Here is a 22,646-nt window from a genome sequence, read left to right on the forward strand (position 1 = left end):
TCCGCCTCCCGCTCCATCAATAACAAGCAACGGTGCCGATGCTCGCGCTCGCCATTTTCGTGGTCACCCTCGTCTTCGTCATCTGGCAGCCCAAGGGCTTCGGCATCGGATGGAGCGCCCTGATCGGGGCCGCCGTCGCGCTCGCCACCGGGGTCATCCATCCCGGCGACATCCCGGTGGTCTGGCACATCGTCTGGGACGCCACCTTCACCTTCGTCGCCCTCATCGTCATCTCGCTGCTCCTCGACGAGGCCGGCTTCTTCCACTGGGCGGCCCTTCACATAGCCCGTTGGGGCGGGGGCCGGGGTCGCCTGCTCTTCCCGCTGGTGATCCTCCTCGGCGCGGCCATCGCGGCGGTCTTCGCCAACGACGGCGCCGCTTTGCTGCTCACCCCCATCGTGCTCGCCATCCTGCTGCGCCTCGACTTCAAGCCGGCGGCCGCCCTGGCCTTCATCGTCGCCTGCGGGTTCGTGGCGGACTCGACCAGCCTGCCCCTGGTCATCTCGAACCTCGTCAACATCGTCTCGGCCAACTTCTTCGATGTCACCTTCAGCCGCTACGCCGCCGTGATGGTGCCGGTGAACTTCGTCTCGCTGGCCGCGACCCTGATCGTGCTCTGGCTGTTCTACCGCCGTGACCTGCCGGCCACGTATCCGGTCGGGGAGCTGGAGGCCCCACGGCACGCCATCCGCGATCCGCTCGTGTTCCGGGCGGCATTCCCGCTCCTAGGCCTGCTGCTGGTCGCCTACTTCGTCACCGCGCCGTTCGGCGTGGCGGTGTCGGTCGTGACCTGCGCCGGCGCCGGGGTCATGCTGGCGCTCGCCAACCGCAGCCGCGTCATCCCCATCCGCAAGGTGCTGGCGGGCGCACCCTGGCAGATTGTGCTGTTCAGCCTCGGCATGTACCTCGTGGTCTACGGCCTCAGGAACGCCGGGCTGACCGACTACTTGGCGCAGGGACTCGTATGGCTTTCGGGCTTTGGTCCGTTCGTCGCCACCATCGGCACGGGGTTCGCCGCCGCCATCCTGTCCTCGGTCATGAACAACATGCCGAGCGTCCTGGTGGGCGCGCTCTCCATCCAGCAGGCGCCAGACCTGTCACCCCTGATGCGCGAGCTCATGGTCTACGCCAACGTCATCGGCTGCGACCTGGGCCCGAAATTCACGCCGATCGGCAGCCTGGCGACCCTGCTCTGGCTGCACGTCCTCGACACCAAGGGCCAGCACATCACCTGGGGGCAGTACATGCGGGTCGGTCTCGTCATCACGCCGCCGGTGCTCCTCGCTACCCTCGCCGCGTTGGCGCTTTGGCTTCCGGCACTTGGGGTCCGGTAGCGAGCCGATGGCCGCGCGGCCCCGGTGGCAGGTCATCCCGGCCCTCGGCATCGTCCAGATCCTGACCTGGGGCTCGTCGTTCTACCTCCCTGCCGTGCTCGCCGGACCCATCGCAACGGATACCGGCTGGCCGCTGGCCTGGGTCGTCGGCGGCCTATCCATCGGGCTCCTGGTGGCCGCCTTCGCCTCGCCCCGGGTCGGAATCGCCATCCACCGGCACGGGGGCCGTCCGGTCCTCGCGCTGGCCGCCCTGCTGCTGGCGGCGGGGCACGTCGTGCTCGGCCTCTCTCCGAACCTGCCCGTGTTCCTCGCCGGCTGGCTCATCCTCGGGCTCGGCATGGGCTGCGGGCTCTACGACCCCGCCTTCGCGACCCTCGGACGGCTCTACGGGTCCGAGGCGCGCCCGGCCATCACGACGCTGACGCTCTGGGGCGGGTTCGCCAGCACCGTCTGCTGGCCGCTCTCGGCCTTCCTAGTCGAGCAGGTCGGCTGGCGTGGCGCGTGCCTCGCCTATGCCGGGCTGCACCTTGTCGTGACCCTGCCACTCGTTCTCGGCCTGATCCCGAGGGCGCCTAAGCTGGAGACCGTGAAAGGCGAGAAGCAACACGCGGACGGGCCGCTGACGCCCCGCGAGCGCCGGGCCTACCGGCTGATGGCCGGCGTGCTGGTTCTCGGCGGCACCGTGATGACGCTGGTTTCGGTGCACCTGATCGCGCTCCTGCAGGCCCGTGGCGTCGCGTTGGCCGCGGCCGTCTCCTACGGCGCGCTGATCGGGCCAGCCCAGGTCGGGGCCCGCATCGTCGAGATGGCGACCAAGGGCCGGCACCACCCGCTCTGGACCCTGACCGTTGCCATGGCGCTGGTCGTCATGGGGCTGGCCATCCTGGCGGCGGGCGTGCCGGCGGTCGGCCTCGCCTTGGTCCTCTACGGCGCGGGCAACGGGGTCTACTCCATTGCCCGGGGCACGGTGCCGCTCGCACTGTTCGGCCCGGTCCGCTACCCGGTGCTCGTGGGCAGCCTGGCGCGCCCGGGTCTGATCGCGCAGGCCGCGGCACCCTCCCTCGGAGCGGTGGCGCTCACCTACGGCGGCGCCGACGCCGCCTACGGCCTGCTGGCGGCGCTCGCGCTGGCGAACCTCGGATTGGCCATGGCCTTGTGGGGGGCACGGCCGAACGTTGACGATGGAGCCGGCGCCGCCGGCCGGGTTCACCCCTGGAGCCGTCGGGTCAAGCGACCGATCGCCAAGCCTGACCCTGGGAACGGCCACCCCTAGGCCGGTTCGACCATCGCCCCAGCCTTCGCAAGTGCCGGGAAGTCTCCGGCGACATGGGCGACCGGTCCGAGCCCCATGTCGTTGAGCGCCTTCGCGGCCAGGACCGACCGGTTGCCGAAGGCACAGTAGAGAACCAGGCGCCTGCCGCCGCCGAGCTTGGCCTTGTGGGTCGGGCTCTCCGGGTCGGCTTGGAACTCCAGGAAGCCGCGGGGCACATGGACCGCGCCGGCGATCCTTCCGGTCTTGGCCAACTCCTCGCCCTCCCGGACGTCGACGAGCATCGTGTCCGGCTGGCCGTGGGGGGGCGAGCGCCTCCTCGGCCGACACTCACGGGGGATTAGCGCTACCGAAAGGATGCGCTGAGTGCCTCGTCCACAGGTTTCGCCTGCGGGGACAAATAGGGGACAAATCGAATTATGGCACCCGCCAACCCGTTGGAAGAAAACACGTTTTTCGGGTTAAGGGTAGATGGCGGAGACGGAGGGATTCGAACCCTCGATACCCTTATTAGGGGTATGCTCATTTAGCAAACGAGTGCCTTCAGCCTCTCGGCCACGTCTCCCCGCGCATCGGCTCTAGAAGCTCCGGGGCGGCGGGTCAACCCGGTTGGCGCGGGCTCGTGATGCGGCGCTCGTAGTGCTTGGCCACGCGCAGGTGGCGGGAGATGGCGTAGTTCATTGCGGTCAGGAACCCGTAGACGCCGCGCACGAAGTGGCGGCGACCGAAATAGGCCTTCAAAAAATTGCCCGGCAGCTCCACGAACACGCGCCACGCCGGAATCGTCACGCCGCGGGCGTCGAGGTCGTCGGCCTGCTGGTCGGAATAGCGGTTGAGCTTGTCGAGCTGGTCGCCGAGCGAGCGCACCGAGAAATGGTGGATGCGGCCCTTCAGACATCCGGCGGTGACGTCCGCGCCCAGTTCGACCCGGTCGTGGACCGGGGAGGGGGAGTAGCGGCTGCGGTCCCAGCGGTAGAGCCGAACCGGGCTCAGCACGTAGGCCCAGGGATGGGGGCGGGTCTCACCGGGAAAGATCTCGGCGATGTCGATCCGCCACGCGGCGTGGGCCGGCTCGCCCGCCGCGAAGACGGCGCGGATCGCATCCGCCAAGTCCGGCGGCACCACCTCGTCGGCGTCGAGGTTGAGCACCCAAGGATGGCGGCACTGCTCCTCGGCGAAGCGCTTCTGCGGGCCGTAGCCGGGCCAGTCGTTGTGGATCACCCGGGCGCCGAGGCTTTCCGCCAGGGCCTGCGTGCCGTCGGTCGAGCCGGAATCCACCACCACGAGGTCGTCGGTCAGGTCGCGCACCGCCCGGATCGTCGCGCCGATGCGGTCGGCCTCGTTGCGGGCGATGATGAAGACGGAGATCGGCAGCGCGGACATTTTTTCGTGATGCGAGGGCGGCGCCCCGCTGTAGCCGCGGGCACCCCCGCGAACAAGCGCACCGGCTCTCACGCCTCCGCCAAGCGCTTGCGCTGGACCTTGCCGTTGGCGGTGCGGGGGAGCGCCTCGAGGAAGCGGATTTCGCGCGGGCACTTGTAGCCGGCGAGCCGCTCGGTGCACCACGCGATCAGGCCCTCGGCATCGGGCTCCGCGCCAGCGCGCGGCACGACGAAGCCGGCGATCACCCGGACATCGGCCCGCACCGCGAGTTCCGCCACGCCGACTTCCGCCACATCCGGATGGGCGGCCAGCACATTCTCCACCTCCACCGGCGAGACGCGGTAGCCCATGGCGTTCATCAGGTCGTCGTTGCGGCCGTGGAACCAGAGATAGCCGTCGGCATCCAGGCTCGCGAGGTCGCCGCCCGCGAACCAGTCTCCGCGCATCACCACCGCCTCTTCCTCGGGGCGCTGCCAGTAGCCGAGCATCAGCCCCGGCTCGGAGCGGTGGACCGCGAGCAGGCCGGTCTCGCCCGCGGGCAACGGCTCGGGTGCGCCCTCGACGGGGAGGATCGCGACGCAGCGCCCCGGTTGGGGCCGGCCGGGCGAGCCGGGGCGCACGGGAATCGTCGGACCGCTCGACACGTAGGTCGAGATCTCGCTCATGCCGAGCGCTTCGTAAAGCGGGATGCCGGTGCAGCCGGTCCAGCCGGCAAGCAGGTCGGCGCTCAGCGCCTCGCCCGCGGTGACGCCGTGGCGCAGGCTCGACAGATCGAAGGAATCGAGGTCGGCGTATTTGAGGATCTGCCGGAAGACGCTCGGGACCGCGGCGAAGATCGTCGCGCCGTGCGCCTCGATCAGGCCGGGCCAGACGCCGCGGTCGCGCGGGCCGTTGTAGAGCACCGTGGTGGCGCCGCAGGCCCACGGATCGGTGATGCCGACGCCGAGCGTGTAGGTCCAGTTCATGGTGCCGGCATGCAGCATCACGTCGGACTCGGTCAGGCCGAGCCAGTGGGCGTGCATCGGCCGCCGGCCCCAGACGGCGCGGTGGGCGTGGAGCACGCCCTTCGGCCGGCTGGTGGTGCCGGAGGTGTAGACCAGCGTCGCCGGATCGTCGGCGGCGGTGTCGGCGTAGTCGGGGAGCGGCGCGCCGGCCTTCATCGCGGCAATCGCCTCGGCATCGAGCCACAGGCGCCCGTCCGTCTCCGCCGGTATGTCGAAGCCTTGGCCGACCACCACTGCGGCGACGCCGGCATTGTCCATCAGGAAGGCGGCCTCGTCGGCCGTCAGCTGCGGCGAGGAGGGAAGCGCCACGAGCCCGGCGGCGAGCGCACCGAAGTAGACCAGCACGTAATCCGCCTCGTTGCCCATGCGGATCATCACGCGGTCGCCCGGTTTCAGCCCGAGGCCGAGCAGGCCGGCTGCGATGGCGCGGACAGTGCGGTCGGCCTGCGCATAGGTGAGACGGGCGGGCTCGCCCTCGCCGACCATCACCAGCGCCGTCTTGTCGCCGCGAAGCCGGGCATTGTCCGCGAGGCAGTAACGGGCCGCGTTGAAGCGGGGGGGCGGAAGGCGGTCGTCGGGAATCGGCACGGGCGCGTCCGGTCGTGAGGGGACGCGAGAGGTGTCCGCCGCCGCTCGCGGGCCGTCAAGCAGGGGAAATCGAGGCCGCATGATCACGCGACGCCGTATGATGACGAGCGGGCTCGCCGCTCTGGCCGTCACCCTGAGGGGAGGGCGGGCGCAGGCCGGGGCGTTCGAGGATATCCTGGCGCGGATCGAGGGGCGCAGCGGCGGGCGGCTCGGCGTCGCGGTGCTCGACACCGCCTCCGGCGAGTTGACCGGGCGGCGCCTCGACGAGCGCTTTCCGCTGTGCAGCACCTTCAAGACCCTCGCGGCGGCCGCCGTGCTGGCTCGGGTCGATGGCGGCCAGGAGAGCCTGGACCGGCGGATCGTGTTCGAGCGCGAGGCGCTGGTGCCGTACTCGCCGGTGACGGAGGCGCGGGTCGGCGGGTCCGGCATGAGCCTCGCCGAGTTGTGCGAGGCCGCGGTGACCCGCAGCGACAACGCAGCGGCCAACCTGCTGCTGCGGACGCTCGGCGGACCGGCCGGCCTCACCGCCCACTTGCACGCCTTCGGCGACCGGACGACCCGGCTCGACCGCACCGAGCCGACGCTGAACGAGGCCGCGCCGGGCGATCCGCGCGACACCACGAGCCCGGCCGCGATGGTGCGGTTGCTCGCCGGGCTCACCCTCGGCTCGGCCCTGTCACAGCCCTCCCGCGACCGGCTGACCGGCTGGCTTCTCGCCAACACCACCGGCGGGGCACGGCTGCGGGCCGGATTGCCGCCGGGCTGGCGCATCGGCGAGAAGACCGGCACGGGCGAGAACGGCACCACCAACGATGCCGGCGTGATCTGGCCGCCGGACGGTGCCGCGCAAGTGGTCGCGGTCTATCTCACGGGCTCGGACCGCCCCCTGGCCGACCGCGAGGCCGCGCTGGCCAATGTGGCGAAGGCTGTGGTGGACACCTGACGCGCCCGCGAGACCGATTTGCGCGTGACTATACTTTGCATTCAAAAAACAGTGCTGGCGCTGATCACGATCGCGGCATAGCCCGGAACCAAACACGGATAACGCTCGTCAGCGCTCTTCCGCCGATCCCACACTGGGATTACAAATGTCCCGCAAGGGTCTGACTGCGCACCCGCCCCGGAGCAGCGCTTCGGCATGTCTTTCGAAATGGCGTCTCTTCGGCGGTCTCGAGAAAAGCGTTTTCCGGAAATGGCGATGTCAGCCGCAATTCCTGCCGTTGAAGCGCCCCCCCCCGGTGGAGCGGGGGCCGGACGCATCGCCCTCCGACCGCATCACCGGGCGGGCGATGATCGTCGGCGGCAGCGAATTCCCCTGTTTTGCCCGCAGCATGACGCCCGAGGCCGTCGAGCTGATCGCCGAGGCCGCGGTGGAGCTCGGCCAGGTCGTGGTCTGCTATCTCGACGAGATCGGCATCCTGCCCGGCACGGTGGCCCGGCTCGTGCCGGACGGCTTCGTCCTGACGCTCGCGATTCCCCAGAGTCGGCGCACCCGCGTCACCGCGCGGATGGAGTGGCATGCCGACCGGGCCAACAGGGCAGCGGAGTTGCGCGGTGCCAAGCGCATCGTGCCGCTGCATCGCGGCGTGCAGGTGCGGCTCGGCGAGCAGCTCGTGATGAACGGGCTGATCCTCAACATCTCCCGCTCCGGCGCGGCCATCGCGCTCAAGACTGCGGCTCTCCCGTTCGTCGGCGCCAAGGTACGGGTCGGCTCGCGCTACGCCACCGTGGTGCGCCATCTCGAGAACGGGCTCGCGGTGCAGTTTTCCGTGCCGTTCGCGCAGGAGGATTTCGACGAGACCGTGCGGCTGTGATCAGTCGCGCGTCGGCCGGACGAGACCGGACAGGGACGTGCCCGCGCCCTCGGCGAGTTCGAGCCAGAGGAAGCGGCGCGGATCGACCGGCCCCGGCAACACGAGGCGCCCCGGCGGCACCGGCGCGAACCCGAAGCGCGCGTAATAGGGCGCATCCCCCACCAGCACGACGAGGCCGTGGCCGGCCCCGCGCGCCGCCTCCAGGCTCGCCCGCATCAGCGCCGAGCCGATGCCGCGGTCGGAAAAGCTCGGATCGACGGTGAGCGGCCCGAGCACCAGCAACGTCCCACCCTCGGCCTCCGCCGGACCGATCCGCACCGAGCCGACGAGATAGGTGCCGACCAACGCCGTCAGGCAGAGATTGGGGAGCGGCTGCGTGCCCTCCCGTAGCCGGTAGGCGGTGCGGGCAAAGCGCCCGGGCCCGAACGCGCGGGCGTGAAGGCGCTCGATGGCCAGACCGTCGTCCGGGTGTTCGGGGCGGATGACGAGGGGGAGGGCGGTCACGAGGGGCGTCATCCGGTCGTGGGGACGGGGGCCGATAGCAGCCCGGCCGGCAGCCGGCAAACGTTCACCGGTTGCGCTTCTTCTGTGCGGAAATCAGGTGCATCATGACGGCATGACCGAGCCTCTGGAACGAGCCTTCGTGCGCGTTCGCGCCCTCCCGCCTGAAACGCAGGAGGAATAGGCTCGCGTTCTACTGAGTCTCGCCGACGAGGGGGCCGAGCCCGTAGCCCTGACGCAAGACGAACGGGCCGCGATTGCCCGTTCCAAGGCGACAGCGAAACGTGGCGAATTCGCTACCGACGAGGAAGTGCAGGCCGCCTGAGCCAAGCACGGGTTGTGAAGGTCCGCTTCACCCGTCCGGCCCTGGCCGATCTCAAGGCTTCGACGGATGACATCGCCTCATGGCGTGCAGCGTGTCCGGCAACGCATCAAGTCGTCGCTGGAACGGCTCGCGGTTCATCCCGCGCTCGGCCGAAAAACGAAAGATCCCACCATTCACCGTCTGGCCACGGCTCCATACCTGCATCTGATCTTCTACGAGACGACCGCCACGGACATCATCGTGTACGCCGTCCGGCGCGGCGCGTGTGACCCTGCCTCCATGCCGGAAGCGCTATGACGCTCACCGCTCTGCCCTCACAGAGCGACCCTCCTCGAAAGATCACGCCGCCTTGGCCGAAAAATCGATCCGCGGATCGATCCACGTATAGATCAAATCCGACAGCAGGTTCACCGCGAGCCCCAGCAGCGAGAAGATGTAGAGGGTTGCAAACACCACGGGATAATCCCGCCCGACGATCGAAGTGAACGAGAGCAACCCAAGGCCGTCGAGCGAAAAGATCGTCTCGATCAGGAGCGAGCCGGTGAAGAAGGCGGTGATGAAGGCGCCCGGGAAGCCTGCGATGACGATCAGCATCGCGTTGCGGAAGACGTGGCCGTAGAGGACGCCGCGCTCGGTCAGGCCCTTCATGCGGGCGGTCAGCACGTATTGCTTGCGGATCTCGTCGAGGAACGAGTTTTTGGTGAGCAAGGTCGAGGTCGCGAAGGCACCGAGCACCAGGGCGGCGAGCGGGAGCGCGAGGTGCCACGCGTAATCGACCGCCTTGCCCCATAGGCTCAGGGATTCGAAGTTCTCCGAGGTGAGGCCGCGGATCGGGAAGATCTGCACGAACGAGCCGCCCGCGAACAGGATGATCAGCAAGATGCCGAACAGGAAGCTCGGGATGGCGTAGCCGACGATGACGACGGCCGAGGTCCACACGTCGAAGCGCGAGCCGTCGGAGACCGCCTTGCGGATGCCGAGCGGGATCGAGATCGCGTAGGAGATCAGCGTCATCCACAGGCCCAGCGAGATCGAGACCGGCAGTTTTTCCTTGATCAGCTGCATCACGCTCACGTCGCGAAAGTAGCTGCGGCCGAAATCGAACCGGGCGTAGTCCCACAGCATCTTGGCGAAGCGCTCGTGGGCCGGCTTGTCGAAGCCGAACTGCGCCTCCAACTTCTTGATGAAGGCCGGGTCGAGCCCCTGCGCCCCGCGATACTTGGTGGTCTCCGAGCCGGCGCGGCTGGCCCCGCCGCCGAGATCGCCCTGGCCGCCGGTGATGCGGTTGAGCGAGCCCTCCTGCTGTCCCTGAAGCTGCGCCAGGACGCGTTCGACCGGGCCGCCGGGGGCGAACTGGATGATCGCGAAGGTGATCAGCATGATCCCGAAGATGGTCGGGACCATGAGGGCGAGGCGCCGCAGGATGTAGCCGATCATTCTTTTGGGGCCTCAGTCGCGCCCGATCCGTCGAGCCTTCTCGGGGTCGTACCACCACAGGTCCGGGGTGCCGAGGCCGTAGGCCGGCGGGGTCGCCGGATGGCCGAACACGTCCCAGGTCGCGAGCCGGTAGCTCGGGGCGTACCACATCGGAATCCAGTAGCGGCCCGCGCGCAGCACCCGGTCGAGCGCCCGGCAGGCGGCCTCCAGCTGGGCGCGGGACGACGCGGTCACGGCCTTCTCGATCAGGGCATCGGCCACCGGGTTCTGGATGCCGGCGAGGTTGTTGGTGCCCGGCAGCGACGCGGCCTTCGAGCCGAAGCTCGTGCGCAATTCCGGCCCCGGCGTCGGACCCTGTGAGGCGTTGCGGACAACGATGTCGAAATCGAAGTCGCGCACCCGCAACTGGTATTGCGAGGCATCGACGATGCGCTGGCGCGCCTGGATGCCGAGCCGCGCGAGGTTACGGATGAAGGGCTGGGTGCGGGCTTCCCAGATCGGGTCGTTGTCGAGGAATTCGAAGGCGATCGGCGCGCCGCCCGGCAGCTTGAACACGCTGCCGTCGCGGGTGCAACCGGCCTCCTTGAGGAGCGCGTTGGCGCGGCTCAGAAGCGCCCGGTCCTGGCCCGAGCCGTCGCTGGCCGGCGTCACCCAGGCCTCGCCGAACACTTCCGCGGGGAGATAGTTCGGATGGGCGTCGCGCAGGGGTTCGAGCAGTGCGAGTTCGTCGGGGCCGGGCCTGCCCGTGGCCTTGAGGTCCGAGCGCTCGAAGAACGATTCCGTGCGCGCGTAGGTGTCGTACATCTGGTTGCGGTTGGTCCAAGCGAAGTCGAAGCACAGCCCGATCGCCTCGCGCACCCGAGCGTCCTTGAATACCTCGCGGCGGGTGTTGAACCACCAGCCCTGGATGCTGGCCGGCGCGTTGTTCGGCAGCGTCACCCGCTTCACCCGGCCCTCGCGCGCGGCCGGGAAGTCGTAGCCGTTGGCCCAGATCGAGGAGGTGAACTCCTCCCGATAGGTGAAGGCGCCGCTCTTGAACGCCTCGAACGCCGCCTGCCGATCGCGAAAGTACTCGTAGCGCAGCGACTCGAAATTGTTGCGCCCGACATTCACCGGCAGGTCCGCGGCCCAGTAATCCGGCACCCGCTCCAGCTCGATGAAGCGGCCAATATCGATCCGCCCGACCCGGTAGGGACCGGAGCCCAGCGGCGCCTCTAGCGTCGAGGCCTCAAAATCGCGGCCCTTCCACCACGTCTCGGAGAAGACGGGGAGGCTCGCCACCGTCTGCGGCAGGTCGCGGGCGTAGCCGGGTTTGTAGCGCACCAGCACCACGTCGTCGGCTTCAGCGACGGCGTCTTCAAGGTCGAGAATTTCCTGCGCGATCGCCGGATGGCCTTTGTCTCTCAGGATCTTGAGCGAGAAGGCGACGTCGCGGGCCGTCAGCTTCGAGCCGTCGTGGAAATGCGCCTGCGGCCGCAGGCGGAAGCGTTGGGTCAGGCCGTCCGGGCTCGTCTCCACCGTGCGGGCGATCAGGCCGTAGAGCGCGTCGGGTTCGTCGAGTGCGCGCACCATCAGGCTGTCGAACGTGGCGTTCAGCCCCGCCGCGCCGTTGCCGCGGAAGACGTAGGGGTTGAGCGTGTCGAAGGTGTCGAAGGCCTGGTTGCCGAAGGTCTGCGTAATCTGGGTCGCGAAGCGCCCGCCGCGGGGCGCCATCGGGTTCACGTAGTCGAAGTTCGAAAAATCGGGCCCGTATTTCAGCTCGCCGAAGCTCGACAGACCGTGGCTCGGGGCTGAGGCCGCGGCGCGGGCGGAGCGGGGGAGGGTGGCGAGCGCCAGGGTGGCGGTGCCGAAGACGAACCCGCGGCGGGTCGCGGCACCGCTCAACGCGGCGCTCCCGTCTTCTGGGCCAGCGTCTCGTCGTACCACCACGTCGTCGGGAAGCCCGATCCACCGTATCTCGGCAGGAGATCCGGGTGCGCGAAGCGGTTCCAGCGGATCGTGCGCGTCACGGGCGAGGACCATTGCGGCACGACGTAGTTGTGGGACAGCAGCGCCCGGTCGAGGGCACGGGTGGCCGCCACCAGAGTCTCGCGGTCACTCGAAAAAATCAGCTTCTCGATCAGCGCGTCGATCCCGGCATCCTTGATGCCGGCGATGTTGCGCGAGCCCGGCTTGTCGGCCGAAGCCGAGCCCCAGTACTCGCGCTGCTCGTTGCCGGGTGAGAGCGATTCCGGCCAGTTCGAGGTGGTGATGTCGAAATCGAACGCGCGCAGCCGGTTCTGGTACTGCGCCTGATCGATCACGCGCACGCTCGACTGGATGCCGATGAGCTTGAGCTGCGCGGCGAACGGCAGGATCACCCGCTCGAACACGTTCTGGAATTCGAGGAACTCGACGGTCAGCGGTTCGCCGCTGGCCTTCGAGACCATCTGCCCGCCCTTCAACTCGTAGCCCGCCTCCTTGAGCAGGCCGACCGCTTGGCGCAGGTTCGCCCGCACGGCGTCCGGCGTGTCGTTGACCGGGTTCTTGTAGGGCTCCGTGAAGACTTTTGGCGGCAGCTTGTCCTTCACGCCTTCCAGGATCGCCCGCTCGATCCCCTCGGGCAGGCCGGAGCAGGCGAGTTCGGAGCCGAAGAAATACGAGTCGATGCGCTGGTACTGTCCGTAGAACAGCTGCCGGTTCATCTCCTCGAAGTTCATGGCGAGGTTAAAGGCGCGGCGCACCCGCTCGTCCTTGAACTTGTCCCGGCGCAGGTTGAACACGAAGGCCTGCATGATGCCGGTGCCGCGGCCCGGAAACTCCTCCTTGATCAGGCGGCCTTCCTTGACGGCGGGGAAGTCGTCGTACTGCGTCGCCCAGTTGCGGGCGATGTTCTCGGTGCGGAAATCGTAGAGGTCGCCCTTGAGCGCTTCCAACAGCACCGAGCCGTCGCGAAAGTACTCGAACCGGATCGTGCCGAAATTGTTGCGCCCGCGGTTCACGGGCAGGTCTTTGCCCCAGTAATCGGCGACGCGCTCGTAGATCGCGTAGCGGCCGGCATCGATCTTGGCCAAGCGATAGGGGCCCGACCCCAGCGGAATCTCCAGCGTGGTCTCGGTCGGGTTGCGCGGCTTGCCGTTGGCGTCGGTGGCGGTCCACCAGTGCTTCGGCAACACCTGCATCTGGCCGAGCACCTGCGGCAGTTCGCGGTTGCCGGCTTCCGAGAAGCGGAAGGTGACCTCACGCTCGCCCGTGGCCTCGGCCTTGCTCACGCTGTGGTAGTAGGCGGCGTAGAATGGGCTGTTGGCCTTCAGCGTGTCGAACGACCAGATCACGTCCTCGACGGTGAGCGGCTTGCCGTCGTGCCAGCGGGCACCGCTGCGCAGGCGGTAGGCGACGGCCATCCCATCGGGGGCGATCCGCACGGCCTCGGCGAGTTGGCCGTAGGAGGAGAACGGCTCGTCGCCCGAATCCTCCATCAGCGTGTCGTAGATCTGGGTGATGCCGCCTTCGAGATCGCCCTTGAGGCCGTTAACGATCATGTTGAGGTTGTCAAACCCGCCCTGCGCGCCGAGGCGCACGAGGCCGCCAACGGGGGCCTTCGGGTCGGCGTAGTCGAAATGGGGGAAGTCGGGGCCGTATTTCGGCTCGCCGAGCAATGTCAGGGCGTGGCGCCAGTTGCCGGGAGCCTCCTGGGCGGAGGCCTTCGCCGCCGATTCCGCGGGCTCCTGAGCAGCTGCCGGACCGCGGAGTCCGAGGGCGGCGAGGGCTCCGGCGAGGAAGCTGCGGCGTGCGATCACGGCGTGGTCCGTCACGTTGGCGCGTTCTCCCGATCGTTCATGGATAACGAGAATTTCTGGCCGACGTTCTAGGACGGCGGGGACGGCCCGCCAAGCGGTCGCGTCCGCGCAGGCTCCCGGAAACGCGAAAGGCCGGACCTTTCGGCCCGGCCTTTCGGTGTCGTCGGTGTGCTGGAAATCAGGGCTTCGGCGCCTCGGCCGGCTTGTCCGTGGCGGGCGGGGCTTCGGGGGCGGTCGGCTGCTGCTTCGCGTCGGTGTCGGTGGACGGCTTGGCGACGTCCGGCTGCGACGGGGCGACTTCGTTCTGCTGCGGCTGCTTTTCCGGGGCCGGCACCGTGCGGGCGGTGTCCTTGCCGTCGCCGGGGTTGCCCTGGGGGGCGTTGGTCTCGGGCTTCTTGTCCTTGTCGCCGGTGGCGCTCTCGGGGGCCTTGGTCTCGGCAGGCTTCGTGTCGGCCGGCTTGGCGTCCTGCTTGGCCTCGGCGGGCTTCTCCACAGCCTTCTCGGCGGGCTTTGCCTCGTCCTTCTTGGCCTCTTCCTTCTTCTCCGCGGCCGGGAGCGGCTTCGGGCTGTCGGAGAGCGTGCGCAGGTAGGCGACCACGTTGGCGCGCTCAGCCGGCGAGCCAATGCCGGCGAACGCCATCTTGGTGCCCTTCACCCAACCCTTCGGGTTCTCGAGGAAGTGGTCGAGATCCTCGTAGGTCCACGTGCCGCCCTTCTCCTTGAGGGCGCCGGAATACTCGAAGCCCGGCTCGTGCGCCTTCTGGCGCTCGACCACGTCCCAGAGGTGCGGGCCGACCTTGTTCGGGCCGCCCTTCTCGAAGCTGTGGCAGGCCGCGCAGGCCTTGGTGCCGCCCTTGCCCTTCTCGGCGTCGGCGCTGGCGAGCCGCACGGCGATGGGCTCGGCCTTCGGCGCGGCGGCGGTCGAGGCGGCCTTCGGCTCGGGCTCCGGCAGCGGGTAGCCCGCATTGCCCGCGGGCTTCGGGTGATAGATCAGCTCCGCCACGAAGCCCGACCCGACCGCGAACAACAGCGCGCCGAGTACCGCGCCGGCGACCTTGTTCAGCTCGAAGGAATCCATGCTCGACAGCTCCGGCGCACGGGGAGAGAGCCCGGCGGATGGGGGCCCGACGGGCAAGACGCCGGACTTTGGAAGAGTGCGAGGGTGATTAGCCGTTTGGAACCGATCTTGACAATGGGCCGTGCGCGCTGCGCGCTGTCGCACGAGCGGTTCTGAAGCGGTTTTTGCGTTGCGGTGCCACCGGGGCCTCGTCATGACAAGGCGAGCGACGCCTGTTAGACGCTCGCCCGACGCCATCCGCGTGAGGCCGTATCCGGGCGATGTCCGATCCGCTGATCCTGATCCCGGCCCGTCTTTCCGCGACGCGCCTGCCGAACAAGCCGCTCGCCGACATCGCGGGCGAGCCGATGATCGTCCATGTCTGGCGCCGCGCCGTCGAATCGGGGGTCGGCCCGGTCGTGGTCGCGACCGATGCGCCCGAGATCGTCGAGGCCATCGAATCCCGCGGCGGGCTCGCCGTCACGACCTCGCCCGATCATCCCTCCGGCTCCGACCGACTCGCGGAAGCGCTGGAGATCGTCGATCCGGAGGGCCATCACGACGTGGTCGTCAACGTGCAGGGCGACCTGCCGACGATCGATCCCGGCATCATCGCCGCCGCGGTGACGCCGCTCGCCGATTCGGCCGTCGACATCGCGACGCTCGCCGCCCTGATCGAGCGGGCGGGCGAGGCCGACGACCCGAACGTCGTCAAGATCATCGGCCACCACGTGGCCCCGAACCGCCTGCGGGCGCTGGCCTTCACCCGTGCCCGCGCGCCCTGGGGCGACGGGCCGCTGTTCCACCATATCGGCCTTTACGCCTATCGCCGGAAGGCGCTGCGCCGCTTCGTCGGCTTGCCGCAGGGTGAACTGGAGCAACGCGAGAAGCTGGAGCAGCTGCGCGCCCTGGAAGCCGGGATGCGCATCGACGCCACGATCGTCACCGACCTGCCGCTCGGCGTCGATACGCCGGCCGATCTCGAACGCGCACGGGCTCTCCTCTCCGCCCGCCGCCTGAACTGAAGCACACGCACATGACCGACCGCATCATCGCCTATCAGGGCGAGCCCGGCGCCAACTCGCACATCATCTGCGCCCAGGCCTATCCGGGCTGGACCTACCTCGCCTGCCCGACCTTCGAGGACGCCTTCGCGGCGGTGAACGAGGGGCAGGCCGCGCTCGCGATGATCCCGATCGAGAATTCCATCGCGGGGCGCGTCGCCGACATCCACCACCTGATCCCGACCTCGCGGCTGCACATCGTGGCCGAGCATTTCCTGCCGATCCACTTTCAGCTCATGGTCCTGCCGGGCGCCCCGCTGGAGGGCATCAAGACCGTGCACAGCCACATCCATGCGCTCGGCCAGTGCCGCCGCATCATCCGCCGCCTCGGCGTGAAGCCGGTTGTGGCGGGCGACACCGCGGGCGCCGCCCGCGAGGTGGCTGAGCTGCGCGACCCGACCCGTGCCGCACTCGCCCCGGCGATGGCCGCGGAAGTCTACGGCCTCGACATCCTGGAGCGCGACGTCGAGGACGAGGCGCACAACACGACCCGCTTCGTGGTGTTCTCCCCCGAGCCGGTGCTGCCGGAGCCCGGGGCTGAGCCGACGGTGACGAGCTTCATCTTCCGGGTCCGCAACATCCCCGCCGCCCTTTACAAGGCGCTCGGGGGGTTCGCGACCAACGGCGTCAACATGTCGAAGCTCGAGAGCTACATGGTCGAGGGCCAGTTCACCGCGACCCAGTTCTACGCCGAGGTCGACGGTCACCCGGAGGACGACGGCCTGCGCCGGGCGTTGGAGGAACTCCGCTACTTCTCGCGCGAACTGCGCATCCTTGGAACCTACCCGGCCCACCCGTTCCGCGAGGCGACGCGGCAGGCCGCCGAGTAGTTTTTTGGGATTTGGGTTCGCGACGGCCTCGTCCCCGAACCCATCGCCGTCGTTCCGGGGCGCCGCAGGCGAACCCGGAATCTATCCGTTATGCACGGCCCTACGAAGAGTCGCGGCCGGTCGTGGATTCCGGGGTCCGCTCCGCGGCCCCGGAATGACGGTGGTGGCTTGATGGAAGGCCGCTCAGGCGGCGTCGGCGTCATCCCCGTCGAGGATCGTCTCCAGATCGCCCGTCAGCGCGTCGAGTTGCTCGGCGCTCGCGCGGATCTTGAACTTGGTGCCGTCCTCGGCCTCGACCGCGATCTCGATGTGGTCGTCCACCCGCGCCGCGAGCGCCTGCTTGAGGGTGTAGGTCGTCACGTCCTTGGCCATGTGATCCCCGAAACCTGTCCTATGCCACTTCGGCGGGGTGGGAAGCGACGAGGCGGGGCCATGTTCCGAGATCGTCAGGGAGGAGGCATCCGGCCGCAGCCGGCCCTGTGATGGCGGCCTTCGGGCAAGCCATCGCGAGCCGTTAGAAGCGCCAGCAGACGATCGTGAAGATGTTGGAAGATCAGGTGCGGCCGGTCGGAAAGTCCGGCGAGGCTATGGTGCCCGGGGACGGACTGTAACAAACACGCTTTTTCAGCCACTTAGAGCGCCTAACAGAACGGCACGAAGCGGTCGGTTAGGGGTTGGTCGGGTATGGCTCGACCTCTACTTCCCGACGATCTCTGGACCGAGATCGTCCACTTAGAGCGCCTAACAGAACGGCACGAAGCGGTCGGTTAGGGGTTGGTCGGGTATGGCTCGACCTCTACTTCCCGACGATCTCTGGACCGAGATCGTCCCGCTCTTACCGCGGCCCCGTCCGCGCCCGAAGGGCGGACGGCCTCCGATCGACAATCGGGCTGCGCTGACCGGCATCCTGTTCGTGCTGCGCTCGGGTCTCCCCTGGGAGATGCTGCCGGCCGAGATGGGCTGCGGTTGCGGCATGAGTTGTTGGCGCCGCYTGCGCGACTGGCAGGAGGCCGGCGTGTGKGCGCGGCTGCATCAGGTGCTGCTGAAGCGCCTGCACGCAGCCGGCGAGATCGACTTGCGACGGGCGAGCCTGGACAGTGCCTCTGTCCCGGCCAAAAAGGGGGCCTGCCACCGGCCCGAATCCGACGGACCGGGGTAAGCCGGGCACGCAGCGCCACCTCGTCACCGACGCCCGCGGCACACCGCTGGRGTTGAGGCTGACGGGTGCCAACCGGCACGACAGCCCGCAGATGGCCCCGACCCTCGATGCCATCCCGCCCGTGAGGACAGGCCGGYGCGGACGGCCGCGCCGACGCCCCGACAAGCTGCATGCCGACAAGGCCTATGATGCCAAGGCGCGTCGCCAGGAGTGCCGAGCGCGTGGGATCATCCCGCGCATCGCCCGCAAAGGCATCGAAAGCAGTCAGACGCTTGGGCGTCACCGCTGGGTGGTCGAGCGTACCCATGCTTGGTTCAACCGCTTCCGGCGCCTGCCCATCCGCTACGAGCGACGGGCCGACATCTACGAGGCCTTCACCAGCCTTGCCGCCAGCCTCATCACCCTCAACCAGATCAGGCCGTTCTGTAGGCGCTCTAAGCAGTCGTTGCTGTTCGGCTTCCGGCGCCTGCCCATCCGCTACGAGCGACGGGCCGACATCTACGAGGCCTTCACCAGCCTTGCCGCCAGCCTCATCACCCTCAACCAGATCAGGAGGTTCTGTTAGGCGCTCTTCAGCGGCCCCGTGCGCTCGTGGAAGTCCGGCCCGTTCGTGGTCTTGGCGACGAACCCAGCGCGGATGACGAAGTCGCCGAAGCGCTCGCCCGCCTGACGGTCCCGCGCATAGGCCGCGAACAGCGGGTCGAGCACGGTGCGGATTTCGCCCGCCGTCACGTCCTCGCGGTAGAGCTTGCTCAGGCGAGAGCCGTCGAAGGCGGCGCCGAGATAGAGGTGGTAGCGCTCGGGGCCGCGGCCGACGAGGCCGATCTCGCTGATGAAGGGCCGGGCGCAGCCGTTGGGGCAGCCGGTCGAGCGGATCGTGATCTCGTCGTCCTGCAAGCCGTGGCTGGCGAGGCTTTCCTCCAGCTCGCTGAGGAGGTCGGGCAGGTAGCGCTCGCTCTCCGCGAGCGCGAGGCCGCAGGTCGGCAGCGCGACGCAGGCCATGGAGTTGCGCCGCAGCGCGCCCGCGCCCTTGGTCATGGCATGCTCGTCCACCAGAGCCTCGATCGCGGCGCGCTTCTCCGACGGCACGTTGGCGATGATGACGTTCTGGTTGCCGGTGAGGCGGAAATCGCCCTCGTGCACCTGTGCGATGCGGCGCAGGCCCGTGAGGAATTGCGGCCCGCCCTCCACGTCCTTGATGCGGCCGGACGGCACGTAGAGCGTGAGGTGGTGGCGCCCGTCGTCGCCCTCGACCCAGCCGTAGCGGTCGCCGTTGCCGTCGAACCGGTAGGGCTTCGGCTCGCCGAGCTTCTTGCCGATGCGGGTCTCGACTTCGGTGCGGAACGCATCCACGCCGAAGCGCTCGATCGTGTATTTCAGCCGCGCGTTCTTGCGGTTCTTGCGGTTGCCCCAGTCGCGCTGGACCGTCATCACGGCTTCGGCGACCTTGAGGGCGTCCTCAGGCTTGCAGAAGCCCATCACGTCGGCGGTGCGGGGGAAGGTGTCGGGCTCGCCGTGGGTCATGCCCATGCCGCCGCCCACCGTGACGTTCCAGCCCGTCACCCGGTTCTTCTTGTCGAGGATCGCGATGAACCCGAGATCGTGGGCGAAGATGTCGACCTCGTTGGAGGGCGGCACGGCGACCACGGTCTTGAACTTCCGCGGCAGGTAGGTCTTGCCGTAGACCGGCTCGAACTCCTCCTCGCCGCCGACGACGCGCTCGCCGTCGAGCCAGATCTCGCGCCACGCATTGGTCTTCGGCAGCAAGCTGTCCGAGATGTCCTTGGCGAGCTGGTAGGCCGCCTTGTGGGCGCCGGCCTGGGCCGGATTGGTCGCGGCCATGACGTTGCGGTTCACGTCGCCGCAGGCCGCAATGGTGTCGAGCAGCACCGCGTCGATCGCCGCCATGGTGCGCTTGAGGTTCGACTTGATGACGCCGTGATACTGGAACGTCTGGCGCGTCGTCGCCCGCAGCGTGCCGTTGGCGTAGGTCGTGGCGATCTCGTCCAGCGCCAGCCACTGCTTCGGCGTGACGACGCCGCCCGCGATCCGCAGGCGGATCATGAAGCTGAACGCCTTCTCGAGCTTCTTCTTGGTGCGCTCCGCCCGGATGTCCCGGTCGTCCTGCATGTACATGCCGTGGAACTTGACGAGCTGGCCGTCGTCCTCGGAGATCGCGCCGGTGGCATGCTTCAGGAGGCCGTCGGCGAGGCCGCCGCGGAGATACCCCGAAGCGATCTTCAGATGCTCGTTGTGGGCGAGCCCAGCGGCCTTGGCGGCCTCGGCTTCCGTGATCGGACGGTCGGTCGGCGGCGCGTCGTAGCGGCGCGCGCCCGTGCCGGGCGTCTCCACCGCGGGTCCGTCAGGGGTGTCGATCGGCTTGTGGTCGTCCATGGCGGTGATCCGATAGCTTCGACCCTCCCCCTCTGCGGGGGAGGGTGGCCCTCGCGTCAGCGAGGGTCGGGAGAGGGGAGCGCCGCGTCCGGAACAGGCTCGACAGTCGTGACTCGCGCCGTCCTTCGGCATCGTCGCGCTGCCCCTCTCCCGCCTCGCTGCGCTCGGCACCCTCCCCCGCAGAGGGGGGAGGGTTCGTGGTTCTTCAGTAAACGTCCTGCTGGTAGCGCTTGGCCCGCTCCAGCCCGGCGACATGCGCCTCCGCATCCGCGGCGGAGAGGCCCTTCACGCTCTGGAACGCACGCACAACGGCGGCGTGCACGTCCTTCGCCATGTTCTTGGCGTCGCCGCAGACGTAGAAATGGGCGCCGCCGTCGAGCCATTCCACCACCTCGGCGGCATGTGCGTCGATCCGGTCCTGCACGTAGATCTTTTCCGGCTGGTCGCGGGAGAAGGCCACGTCGATCTTGGCGAGCGCGCCGTCCTCCAGCGCGTCCTGCCATTCGAGCTGGTACAGGAAGTCGTGGGTGAAGTGGCGGTCGCCGAAGAACAGCCAGGAGCGACCGGTTGCCTCGGTGGCGCGGCGCTCCTGCACGAAGGCGCGGAACGGGGCGACGCCGGTGCCGGGGCCGACCATGATGATGTCGGTGGCGGGGTCGGCGGGCAGGCGGAAATGCTTGTTCGGCTTCACCCGCACCCGGAGCTTGGCGCCGTTCTTGATCCGGTCGGCGACGTGGACCGAGGCGACGCCGGCGCGGGCGCGGCCGTGGGTCTCGTAGCGCACGGCGGCGACCGTCAGATGCACCTCATCGCCGACTTCTTTTCGCGATGAGGCGATGGAGTACGCTCGGGGCGGGAGTGGCCGAGTCACGGTGTTGAGATGATCGGCGGTGAGCGTGACGGGGAAGCGCTCCAGCAGATCGATCAGGTGGCGGCCCTCGATCCAGGCTTTCGCTTCGCCGCTCTCCACGAGCTTCTGGGCGTCCGCGTGGCTCGTGGCCTTGGCGAAGCGCTCGATCGTGGTGACCGAGAGCGTGGTGATGTCGCGCTCCGAGAGCAGCGCCTTGCGCAAAGCCTCGTCGCCGGACAGACCGGTGGCCTTCAGGATCTCCTCGACCAGCTGCGGATCGTTCTCAGGAAAGATTTCCAGCGAGTCGCCCGGCTCGTAGGCCGGCGCCCCGTCCTCGAATTCGAGGGCGAGGTGGATCGTCTCCTTGTCGGAGCGCGAGGAATTGAGGTTCACGTGGTCGATGACTTCGACCACCACCGGCTCGCGGCTGAGCTCGGCCTCCTCGTCCTCACCGCCCGCGGCGCGGAAATCGACGGCGACGACGTTGCCGGCCGGCGCCTCGGCCGGGGCCAGCGCCTTGAGCGCGCCCTTGATCCAGTCGGCGGCCGGCTTCTCGAAGTCGAGATCGAGGTCGGCCCGGTCATAAGCGCGCTTGGCGCCGAGCGCCTCGAACCGGGCATCCAGCGCTTTGCCGATGGCGCAGAACTCCGCGTAGCTGGTATCGCCGAGCGCCAGCACGCCGAACTCGACCCCGTCCAGGCGGGGCGCACTGTTACCCATCAGCTCGCCGTAGGATCGTACCGCGCGGGCGGGCGGCTCGCCTTCGCCCCAGGTCGCCGCGATGGCGACGAGCTTGCCGGCCTTGGGCAGGGTGGCGAGATCGAGCTCGGCGAAGTCGACGATCTTCGGCTTGAAGCCCTGCTTGCGCGCGAGCTTGGCGACGTCGCCCGCGAGTTTTTCGGAATTGCCCGATTCGGAAGCGAACAGGATCGTCAGCGGCTCGGCGGCCTTGGGCGACGCGGCCGGGACGGCAGCCGTGGCGGCGGCGGGCTGACCCGCGGCCGCGTCGAGACCGGCGAGGAAGCCTGTGAGCCACGCCCGCTGTATCGGCGTCGCGGCGCCCAGCGCCGCATCGAGATGGGCCCGCTCCTGATCGCCGAACGGGGCGGTGCGGGGGAGGAGTGCTGTCTTGGACATTGTGAGTGCCATGTCGTCCGGCGGAGCGCCGCTGTCAACGGAGGGATGTCCGTTTTAAAGAACGCTCGCCGGAGAGAAGAGATTGTCTGTCGTTGCGGTGCGAAAAGAAAGATTATTCTCCGACCACGGCGAGTCGCGGCTCGGCGCGGCCGCGCGGCGGCGGTGCGGGCAGCGGCAGGGCGGTCGTGGACTTCACCTTCTCCATCGCGAAACGCGAGGTCACGTTCTTGAGAGGCAGAGTCGCGATGAGGTTCTTGTAGAAGGTGTCGTAGGCGGCCATGTCGGCCACGACGACGCGCAGCATGTAATCGACGTCGCCGGCCATGCGGTAGAATTCCAGCACCTCCGGCATGGCGGCGATGCGGTCGGCGAAGCGCTCCAGCCAGTCCTTGGAATGGTCCGCGGTCTCGATGGAGACGAACACGGTGAGCCCGAGCCCGAGCTTCACCGGATCGAGCACCGCCACGCGCCGGTCGATCACGCCGTCGGATTCGAGGCGCTGGATGCGCTTCCAGCAGGGCGTCTGCGACAGCCCGACCTGCTCACCGATGGCGGCGATGGAGAGCGTGGCGTCCTTCTGCAGGAGCGCGAGGATCTTCAGGTCGATCGAGTCCAAGGGGCGGCCTCTCTGAAGGGGCAGTGAAGGGCACCGGGCGACTGAGGCGGCTTACGGCCGTCAGCCCGTCCGGCCGAGAAGAATCTTTTGTTTGCGGGCAACGA

18 protein-coding genes, 1 tRNA gene and 3 pseudogenes are annotated in these 22,646 nt (G+C 68.7%); 9 read left to right on the forward strand and 13 right to left on the reverse strand.

The window, feature by feature from the left end; all coding sequences use genetic code 11:
• Window positions 1–38 precede the first annotated feature (38 nt).
• Entirely contained in the window at window positions 39–1,334 is a 1,296-nt protein-coding gene (locus ASG52_RS14055; RefSeq protein ID WP_056244139.1) for an arsenic transporter, read from the forward strand.
• A 7-nt stretch (window positions 1,335–1,341) separates the two neighbouring features.
• Complete coding sequence (locus tag ASG52_RS14060; RefSeq protein WP_082552564.1) at window positions 1,342–2,607, forward strand: MFS transporter; 1,266 nt, start codon at window positions 1,342–1,344, stop codon at window positions 2,605–2,607.
• Here the strand turns inward: ASG52_RS14060 and ASG52_RS14065 are convergent.
• From ASG52_RS14065 to ASG52_RS14080, 4 genes and pseudogenes are all read right to left on the reverse strand, one after another.
• A pseudogene (locus ASG52_RS14065) lies at window positions 2,604–2,934 on the reverse strand (rhodanese-like domain-containing protein). The gene ASG52_RS14060 and the pseudogene ASG52_RS14065 sit on opposite strands and share 4 nt — an antisense overlap.
• Before the next feature lie 142 nt (window positions 2,935–3,076).
• A tRNA-Ser gene (locus tag ASG52_RS14070) sits at window positions 3,077–3,169 on the reverse strand.
• A gap of 35 nt (window positions 3,170–3,204) precedes the next feature.
• Entirely contained in the window at window positions 3,205–3,987 is a 783-nt protein-coding gene (locus ASG52_RS14075) for a glycosyltransferase family 2 protein (RefSeq protein ID WP_056244145.1), read from the reverse strand.
• A 68-nt stretch (window positions 3,988–4,055) separates the two neighbouring features.
• Window positions 4,056–5,579 (reverse strand): acetate--CoA ligase, encoded by a 1,524-nt coding sequence (locus ASG52_RS14080; RefSeq protein ID WP_056244147.1) that lies wholly within the window; start codon window positions 5,577–5,579, stop codon window positions 4,056–4,058.
• Window positions 5,580–5,658: 79 nt separating this feature from the next.
• On the opposite strand from ASG52_RS14080, the gene bla reads away from it, so the two are divergent.
• Together bla and ASG52_RS14090 are read left to right on the forward strand one after the other, a co-directional pair.
• Window positions 5,659–6,522: a class A beta-lactamase gene (gene bla, locus ASG52_RS14085; RefSeq protein WP_056244150.1), complete on the forward strand. Its 864-nt coding sequence runs from the start codon at window positions 5,659–5,661 to the stop codon at window positions 6,520–6,522.
• Between the two features lie 277 nt (window positions 6,523–6,799).
• Entirely contained in the window at window positions 6,800–7,393 is a 594-nt protein-coding gene (locus ASG52_RS14090) for a PilZ domain-containing protein (protein ID WP_156383964.1), read from the forward strand.
• Here ASG52_RS14090 and ASG52_RS14095 read toward each other — a convergent pair whose 3' ends face one another.
• Complete coding sequence (locus ASG52_RS14095) at window positions 7,394–7,897, reverse strand: GNAT family N-acetyltransferase (protein WP_056244726.1); 504 nt, start codon at window positions 7,895–7,897, stop codon at window positions 7,394–7,396.
• A gap of 388 nt (window positions 7,898–8,285) precedes the next feature.
• On the opposite strand from ASG52_RS14095, the gene ASG52_RS14100 reads away from it, so the two are divergent.
• Window positions 8,286–8,516 (forward strand): type II toxin-antitoxin system RelE/ParE family toxin, encoded by a 231-nt coding sequence (locus ASG52_RS14100; protein WP_082552565.1) that lies wholly within the window; start codon window positions 8,286–8,288, stop codon window positions 8,514–8,516.
• A gap of 42 nt (window positions 8,517–8,558) precedes the next feature.
• On the opposite strand, the gene ASG52_RS14105 is transcribed toward ASG52_RS14100, so the two are convergent.
• The 4 genes from ASG52_RS14105 to ASG52_RS26420 form a co-directional block, all read right to left on the reverse strand.
• Window positions 8,559–9,656, reverse strand: coding sequence for a microcin C ABC transporter permease YejB (locus tag ASG52_RS14105; protein WP_056244157.1), 1,098 nt, complete (start codon window positions 9,654–9,656; stop codon window positions 8,559–8,561).
• Window positions 9,657–9,668: 12 nt separating this feature from the next.
• Window positions 9,669–11,540: an extracellular solute-binding protein gene (locus ASG52_RS14110; RefSeq protein WP_056244160.1), complete on the reverse strand. Its 1,872-nt coding sequence runs from the start codon at window positions 11,538–11,540 to the stop codon at window positions 9,669–9,671.
• Window positions 11,537–13,450: an extracellular solute-binding protein gene (locus ASG52_RS14115; protein WP_056244163.1), complete on the reverse strand. Its 1,914-nt coding sequence runs from the start codon at window positions 13,448–13,450 to the stop codon at window positions 11,537–11,539. Before ASG52_RS14115 ends, ASG52_RS14110 begins: the two co-directional genes overlap by 4 nt.
• A gap of 163 nt (window positions 13,451–13,613) precedes the next feature.
• Window positions 13,614–14,513, reverse strand: coding sequence for a c-type cytochrome (locus ASG52_RS26420; protein ID WP_082552566.1), 900 nt, complete (start codon window positions 14,511–14,513; stop codon window positions 13,614–13,616).
• 260 nt (window positions 14,514–14,773) lie between these two features.
• Between ASG52_RS26420 and ASG52_RS14125 the strand changes: the two genes are divergently transcribed.
• Together ASG52_RS14125 and ASG52_RS14130 are read left to right on the forward strand one after the other, a co-directional pair.
• Window positions 14,774–15,517 (forward strand): 3-deoxy-manno-octulosonate cytidylyltransferase, encoded by a 744-nt coding sequence (locus tag ASG52_RS14125; RefSeq protein WP_056244164.1) that lies wholly within the window; start codon window positions 14,774–14,776, stop codon window positions 15,515–15,517.
• Window positions 15,518–15,528: 11 nt separating this feature from the next.
• The gene (locus tag ASG52_RS14130; RefSeq protein WP_056244167.1) at window positions 15,529–16,386 is read left to right on the forward strand and encodes a prephenate dehydratase; all 858 of its coding nucleotides are present in this window, start codon (window positions 15,529–15,531) and stop codon (window positions 16,384–16,386) included.
• A gap of 183 nt (window positions 16,387–16,569) precedes the next feature.
• On the opposite strand, the gene ASG52_RS14135 is transcribed toward ASG52_RS14130, so the two are convergent.
• A complete protein-coding gene (locus ASG52_RS14135) occupies window positions 16,570–16,758 on the reverse strand; it encodes a hypothetical protein (protein ID WP_056244169.1) in 189 nt (62 codons plus the stop codon).
• Window positions 16,759–17,170: 412 nt separating this feature from the next.
• On the opposite strand from ASG52_RS14135, the pseudogene ASG52_RS26425 reads away from it, so the two are divergent.
• Window positions 17,171–17,972: pseudogene (locus tag ASG52_RS26425) on the forward strand (IS5 family transposase); the annotation flags it as partial.
• Window positions 17,973–18,002: 30 nt separating this feature from the next.
• Window positions 18,003–18,110, forward strand: a pseudogene (locus ASG52_RS28775) (IS5/IS1182 family transposase); the annotation flags it as partial.
• Here the strand turns inward: ASG52_RS28775 and ASG52_RS14150 are convergent.
• From ASG52_RS14150 to ASG52_RS14160, 3 genes are all read right to left on the reverse strand, one after another.
• Window positions 18,107–19,939: an NADPH-dependent assimilatory sulfite reductase hemoprotein subunit gene (locus ASG52_RS14150; protein WP_056244171.1), complete on the reverse strand. Its 1,833-nt coding sequence runs from the start codon at window positions 19,937–19,939 to the stop codon at window positions 18,107–18,109. The pseudogene ASG52_RS28775 and the gene ASG52_RS14150 overlap by 4 nt on opposite strands.
• Before the next feature lie 205 nt (window positions 19,940–20,144).
• Window positions 20,145–21,926 carry a diflavin oxidoreductase gene (locus tag ASG52_RS14155; protein WP_056244174.1) on the reverse strand — a complete coding sequence of 594 codons (1,782 nt, stop codon included), beginning with the start codon at window positions 21,924–21,926 and terminating at the stop codon, window positions 20,145–20,147.
• Window positions 21,927–22,038: 112 nt separating this feature from the next.
• Window positions 22,039–22,542: an Lrp/AsnC family transcriptional regulator gene (locus tag ASG52_RS14160; protein ID WP_056244176.1), complete on the reverse strand. Its 504-nt coding sequence runs from the start codon at window positions 22,540–22,542 to the stop codon at window positions 22,039–22,041.
• Between the last annotated feature and the right edge of the window lie 104 nt (window positions 22,543–22,646).

This window comes from Methylobacterium sp. Leaf456 (assembly GCF_001425465.1).
Classification (GTDB): Bacteria; Pseudomonadota; Alphaproteobacteria; order Rhizobiales; family Beijerinckiaceae; genus Methylobacterium.

Coding starts and splice junctions, on each gene's coding strand:
- ASG52_RS14105 (WP_056244157.1), bottom strand. CDS start 9,656: ATGATCGGCTACATCCTGCGGCGCCTCGCCCTCATGGTCCCGACCATC.
- ASG52_RS14055 (WP_056244139.1), top strand. CDS start 39: ATGCTCGCGCTCGCCATTTTCGTGGTCACCCTCGTCTTCGTCATCTGG.
- ASG52_RS14150 (WP_056244171.1), bottom strand. CDS start 19,939: ATGGACGACCACAAGCCGATCGACACCCCTGACGGACCCGCGGTGGAG.
- ASG52_RS14100 (WP_082552565.1), top strand. CDS start 8,286: ATGACATCGCCTCATGGCGTGCAGCGTGTCCGGCAACGCATCAAGTCG.
- ASG52_RS14155 (WP_056244174.1), bottom strand. CDS start 21,926: ATGTCCAAGACAGCACTCCTCCCCCGCACCGCCCCGTTCGGCGATCAG.
- ASG52_RS26420 (WP_082552566.1), bottom strand. CDS start 14,513: ATGGATTCCTTCGAGCTGAACAAGGTCGCCGGCGCGGTACTCGGCGCG.
- ASG52_RS14075 (WP_056244145.1), bottom strand. CDS start 3,987: ATGTCCGCGCTGCCGATCTCCGTCTTCATCATCGCCCGCAACGAGGCC.
- bla (WP_056244150.1), top strand. CDS start 5,659: ATGATCACGCGACGCCGTATGATGACGAGCGGGCTCGCCGCTCTGGCC.
- ASG52_RS14060 (WP_082552564.1), top strand. CDS start 1,342: ATGGCCGCGCGGCCCCGGTGGCAGGTCATCCCGGCCCTCGGCATCGTC.
- ASG52_RS14135 (WP_056244169.1), bottom strand. CDS start 16,758: ATGGCCAAGGACGTGACGACCTACACCCTCAAGCAGGCGCTCGCGGCG.
- ASG52_RS14125 (WP_056244164.1), top strand. CDS start 14,774: ATGTCCGATCCGCTGATCCTGATCCCGGCCCGTCTTTCCGCGACGCGC.
- ASG52_RS14130 (WP_056244167.1), top strand. CDS start 15,529: ATGACCGACCGCATCATCGCCTATCAGGGCGAGCCCGGCGCCAACTCG.